A 5,631-nucleotide genomic window follows, 5' to 3' on the forward strand; every position below is an offset into this window, starting at 1 on the left:
TTGTTGATAATGACTTAGTGAATTCTTATTATTTATTATCATCGGTTAATGGTATGTTAGTTTATAAATCAAAAGATGATTCAATTTATAGATTATCCGATAAATTAGAACCAACTTTTTTAATAAATAGTATTTTTATTAAAAAAGTTAAAGTTAACTTTGAATTGAGTGATGATTTTATAAGTTTAGTTGTATACTATAATATCCTACCCAAGAGCAGGATACTTTATATTTTATATTCTTATTTTTTTGTAATGTCCTTTTTATATTTTTGTTTTTCTGTTTTTATTTTATATCGACTATATCGAGATATTAATTGTGATCATTGTGTTCTAGATGATCTTCAGTAGATTCTTTATCTTTTTGTTCTATTTTTTTTTCTAAATTAAAGACATCAAAGAATGACCATCTATTGGTAATATAATAATATACATCATTGTCTCTTTTCATTAAGATATCTTTGTTTTTTTCATCTTTGTTAATATAAACATCAATGTTACTGATACTTTTATTGTCCCATTGTATTTCAATGTTATATTGTAGGTTATAATCATTAATTTTACTTTGATCTATCTCAAGGCCATCTGTTGTGAATTCTTGAATTATTTGTAAAAGTTTTTCTTGTTTTAATACTTTTTGATTGATAAAGTAAAGGCCGTCTTTAATATATACTTTATAATCATTTTGTATTGAATTTTCTTCAAATTTTTTTGATTTATTTGCTATTTTAAAGGACAAACTTTCTATTTTTGAATTGTTTTCATTAAAGAGTTTGGTATCGGCAAATGTGTTGTAAGAGTTGCCTTTGTAAGATAGGAAGATGTTATTTGTTAGATATACATTCTCGTCACTTCCCTTGATATAAGATAATCGTGAATCTCCTTCTCCTGGATTTCCAATAAATATTTCTGTTAGCAAATTATTTTGTTCGTCAAAAAATTTAAAAGCAGGATTTTCGTTGATTCCCAGTTCTTTATGTTTTTTTGGATTTCTGCTTATAAGTTTGTTTTTTTTGAGTTTTTCTAGATTTTGAATCATAGAATTAACCCTTTGTTCATCAATTGGAAGTTTGATATCGTTGTATTTAAGTTCCCAACCTGTTCCTGCTTTTATAATTGTTCCTTCAAGAGCTGTTTCAATTTTTGCAGTTTTTTTAAAGTCAATTGTAAATAATTTTTCTTCTAAAAGTCTTGTAACTTGGTTTTGCTTTGAGAAGATTATTCCTAACAAAAATGTGGATATTAATATTATGATTATTACTATTTTTATGTTCTCTTTAATTCCTAGCAATGTGTATTTATTATTCATAAGTTCTCCTTCATTAGTTGATTTTTCGTTTTTTTGTAAATCTAATAAGTCCAAATATTATTATTGCTATAGGTAGTATAACCAAATTTATGACTATTAATGAAAATTTTGCGTTTAACATTTCTTTTGAAGAATTTATAAATTTGAGTTTTGAGCGTACTTCTCTTGATTTAATGTTAAAAAAAGCTTCTTTTTGCATTAAATAGTCTGAAATTCGTCCAGCAAATTCAAAATTAGAGGGTGAACCATTATACATGTAATCGCTAAAGATCATGTTTGAACCTAATAAAACTATTTTTGAATTTGCAGATTGTATGTCTTTATATAGACTTTTAATTTTTCCTTCAACTAAATATCCAAGAATTTGTTGATTTTCTTTATCAAATGTTTTAGGTATATTAAATGAATACATGGCTATGTTTGCAACTTCTTCGTTGTTGACTTGCCAAGATTCTTTAGAACTTGTAAATAAGGGTGAATATTTTATGTCATCATTATTTTCTTTTTTTTCTATAAGATTTAGTGAATTACTCCAAGGAATGATAGCATCGTAAAAATTTTTAAGTAAAGGATTATTAGAATCTATGATATTATTTTTATTAAGCAAGATCCATGGGTAATAAGTTTGGAAATTGCCTCCTAAGAAAAGACTTGGTGATCTCTTGTCAAGTATAATATTTTCGTTATATTTAATACCATAACTTTCAATTAGGTTAAATATTGGAGATTGAATAGAAGTTGTTGTATATGGGTTTTGAGGATTATAATCAATTTTACTTGTAGTTATTAATATTCTTCCATTATTGACGATAAACTCATCAATTTTTTTTAATGTATTCTCATTTATGTCTTTAGAGCCAATAATAAATAATCCATTAATATCTTGTAATTGTTCGTTTTCTATATTTATTTCTTTAACTTCTGTTTTAAAAACTTTTTGCATTATTTCTATAAAGTTTTTATGTGTTGCTTTTAAATTTGCATCTCCAAATACGAGACCTAATATTTTTTGTGTATTATTTATTAATTTGTCCAGACTGCTTGCAAGATCGTATTCTAAATTGCTAATTTCTGTTACTATTGGAAGTACTTCACGTTTGCCTTCATATGTGATTTCAATTCCTGAATATATTTTTAGTATTGAGAGCTGATTAATTTCTCTTAAATCTATTTGTTGTGATGGAATTCCAATTTGTTCTAATGGAGTTGCTATTTTATCAGCATCTATATCTTTATAAATCACTTTTCCTCTTGAAGCGTCAGAAAAACTTGTTAAAAAATTTTTTATTTGTTCCGGGAATGCAAAATAATTGCCAAGGCTTGCAGAATTATAATAAGTAATGTATATTTTTTCATTTGCATTTGAAAATAAATCTTTTGTAACTTGTGAAATCGTAAAAGCTTTGTTTTTGGTAAGATCTATTTTGAAAGTAAAAATAGATACGTTACAAAATATGAGCAATATTATTATAAGGTTTAAGGTTAAATTTAGAATCTCTTTATGTTTGTTTTTCATAAAATAACTATCTCCATTTTTTTAATCTTATGCTATATGCGCTTAGTATTAAAAATGTAATTGTAAACGTGCTGAAGTAAATTAAATCTGATAAGTTTAATATTCCCATGTTAAAGTAACCAAAATGATTACTAATTGAGATAAAATTTAGTATTTGTCCAAATACATTGTCTTTTCCAAATATCATTACTAACTTTCCTGAAAATACTATTATGACCAAAACAAAAACGCTTAATATGTAAGACACTATTTGACTTTTGGTAATGGAAGATATAAAAACTCCTATGCTGAGCACTGAGTAAGAATAAAGAATTATTCCTAAATATTGAAGGAATATTATACCAAGATCAAATTCACCCATGAAGATTGTCATTAATGTTAGTGGCAATGTAAGAGCAAAGAGTATTAGTGTAAATATTTTAAGTGTAATAAATTTGCCAAGTACTATTTCTTGTGGATTTATTGGTAGTGCATATAGTAATTCAATACTTCCCGTTTTGTATTCTTCTGAGAATACTCCCATACTTAGAGCTGGGAGAACCAACATTAAAATTATAGGCATTGATGAGAAATAAGACATTAATGAGGCGGTGTAGAAGATAAAAATTACTGGATTAAAAAAATAAAAGAAAAGAAAACAGATATTAAAAAAAATAATATTACAACATATGCGGTTGGCGTTCCAAATAAAACTTTTAATTCTTTTTTTGACAAAATTAAGGATTGTCTTAGATCTATTTTCATTCTTTTCTCTCCTTTGTTAATTTGCTAAATATTTTTTCTAAACTTTCATGTTTTGGAATCATTGCTTTAAGTATTATTCCTTTGCTTGTAATATAATTAAAAAGTTCTCTTTCAGTTTTATTGGGTTTGAGTTTTAATGAAACATTGGTTTCTTTTTCAAATTCTTCTATTTTAATTGATGTAAAGATATCATTGTTATTGAAATGTTCTTTGATTGTTTCAGAATCTTTGTAAATAATAAGTTCTATTTCAGATTCTTGAAGTCGGTTTTTGGCTATATTTGCTTTAGTGTCATCGGCAATAATTTGTCCATTATTAATAATGACGATTCTTTTGCATATTGACTCAACTTCACTTAGAATGTGAGATGAAAATAGTATTGTACTGGTTTTTGCAAGTTCTTTTAAAAAGTCTTTAAATTCAATAATTTGGTTTGGGTCAAGTCCGTTTGTAGGTTCATCTAGTATTACAAGTTTGGGATTATTAATTAAAGCACCAGCTATTCCTACTCTTTGTTTAAAGCCTTTTGATAATGTGGATATTAGTTTATTTTTGACACTTTCAAGTTTGAAAATGCTTATTGCTCTATCTATTTCTTTATTGTGATTTGTAACACCTTTAATTTCGGATATAAAGTTTAAATATTCTTTAACGGATAATTCAGGATAGAGAGCTAATTTTTCAGGTATGTAGCCTATATTTTGCAATATTTCTTTTGGATTTTTTGTTATATCTTTTCCAAAGATTTTTACATTGCCTTTAGTTGGATAATGAAATGATGTTAAAATTTTGATTAATGTGGATTTTCCTGCTCCATTTGGGCCAAGTATTCCAAGCACTTCTCCTTCGTTAACTTTGAAGCTAACATTTAAGAGAGCTGTAAATGAACCATATGTTTTAGTAATGTTGTTTACATTGATCATTTGTTATCTCCTTAGATATTATTATTTTATAATAAATTTATCTTTATTTGCTTTAAGTTTCATACCATCTTTTGCTAAGAATATGTTTCCATTTGGATATTCTTGTTGTGCTTCATTTAATAATTCGTATAGGTCTTTATTTAAAGTATATCTTTCACTAAAATGTATAAGTCCAGTTTGATATACTTTTGCTTTTTTTGTAATTTGTGCTGCTAATTTTGCTGTTAGATGTAATTTTTTTTTAGCTTCTTCTTTTAAGTCATCTTTAAATGTACTCTCAATAATTACTAAATTGAAATTTTGAATGTATGTGCTTAATTCTTCAAAGTAAGCCGTATCTGTAATATATGCAAATTTGAGTCCTTTTTTTATTTCTCCTAATATTTCAGAAGGAACTATTTTTCTTCCATTCAGCATTACTTCATATCCTTCTTGTAGTTTTTTTCTAATAGGTCCTTTTGGTATATTTAGGCTTTCTGCTTTTTGTGTGTCAAATTTACCAGGTTTATCTTTTTCTATAAATAAATATCCAATACAATCTATTGAATGTTTAAGTTTTATATATTCAATTCTTTTTCTTTTATCTTCATATAGTACAGGTTCTGTCTTATTAGTTATTATTTCTTTATATATTATTTGATAATTTTTATGTACTCTTAAGAGTTCAATATTTGTTTCTAAATATTTTTTGATACCTATAGGGCCAATAATGGTTAAAGGTTCTTTTCTTGTATCACCACTTTGTGCCATTAACATTACTATTCCAAGTAGTCCTGTGATATGATCGGCGTGTAAATGTGTGATACAAATCATTTTAATTTTTTGCCATGATATTTTTTGTTTCCTAAGAGACATTTGTGTAGCTTCTCCACAGTCAAAAAGAATACTTTCTCCGTGGTATTCAATTAAAACAGATGTTAAATATCTGTTGTGTAATGGTCTTGTGCCTCCTGTGCCAAGAATATTAATATTAAAATTCAAAAATAATCTCCCAATTCTTTTTGTTTAGTAAATTATGGATATACATGTTAAAATTGGCTTTTAAAATGTGCATGATTATATTGCTATTTTGCATTTTTTTTAAATGATTTTTTAATTTAATAGTAGATACTCCTTGATATTACATATTGAGTATTTGAT

General features: G+C 25.8%; 4 protein-coding genes and 1 pseudogene. All 5 read right to left on the bottom strand.

Going from position 1 to position 5,631, the window contains the following annotated elements; translation table 11 throughout:
• Positions 1-312: 312 nt before the first annotated feature.
• The 5 genes and pseudogenes from BN1173_RS03850 to BN1173_RS03870 all read right to left on the bottom strand — a co-directional run bounded on the left by BN1173_RS03850 (position 313) and on the right by BN1173_RS03870 (position 5,472).
• Positions 313-1,308, bottom strand: coding sequence for a DUF4340 domain-containing protein (locus BN1173_RS03850; protein WP_040236752.1), 996 nt, complete (start codon positions 1,306-1,308; stop codon positions 313-315).
• Positions 1,309-1,321: 13 nt separating this feature from the next.
• Positions 1,322-2,824 (bottom strand): GldG family protein, encoded by a 1,503-nt coding sequence (locus tag BN1173_RS03855; RefSeq protein WP_040236746.1) that lies wholly within the window; start codon positions 2,822-2,824, stop codon positions 1,322-1,324.
• A gap of 7 nt (positions 2,825-2,831) precedes the next feature.
• Positions 2,832-3,568 (bottom strand): annotated as a pseudogene (locus BN1173_RS03860) (ABC transporter permease).
• A complete protein-coding gene (locus BN1173_RS03865; RefSeq protein ID WP_040236747.1) occupies positions 3,565-4,491 on the bottom strand; it encodes an ABC transporter ATP-binding protein in 927 nt (308 codons plus the stop codon). The pseudogene BN1173_RS03860 and the gene BN1173_RS03865 overlap by 4 nt, the downstream one beginning before the upstream one ends.
• 21 nt (positions 4,492-4,512) lie before the next feature.
• A complete protein-coding gene (locus BN1173_RS03870; protein WP_040236749.1) occupies positions 4,513-5,472 on the bottom strand; it encodes a ribonuclease Z in 960 nt (319 codons plus the stop codon).
• Positions 5,473-5,631 lie beyond the last annotated feature (159 nt).

The organism is Borrelia crocidurae, assembly GCF_000825665.2.
Taxonomy (GTDB): Bacteria; Spirochaetota; Spirochaetia; order Borreliales; family Borreliaceae; genus Borrelia; species Borrelia duttonii.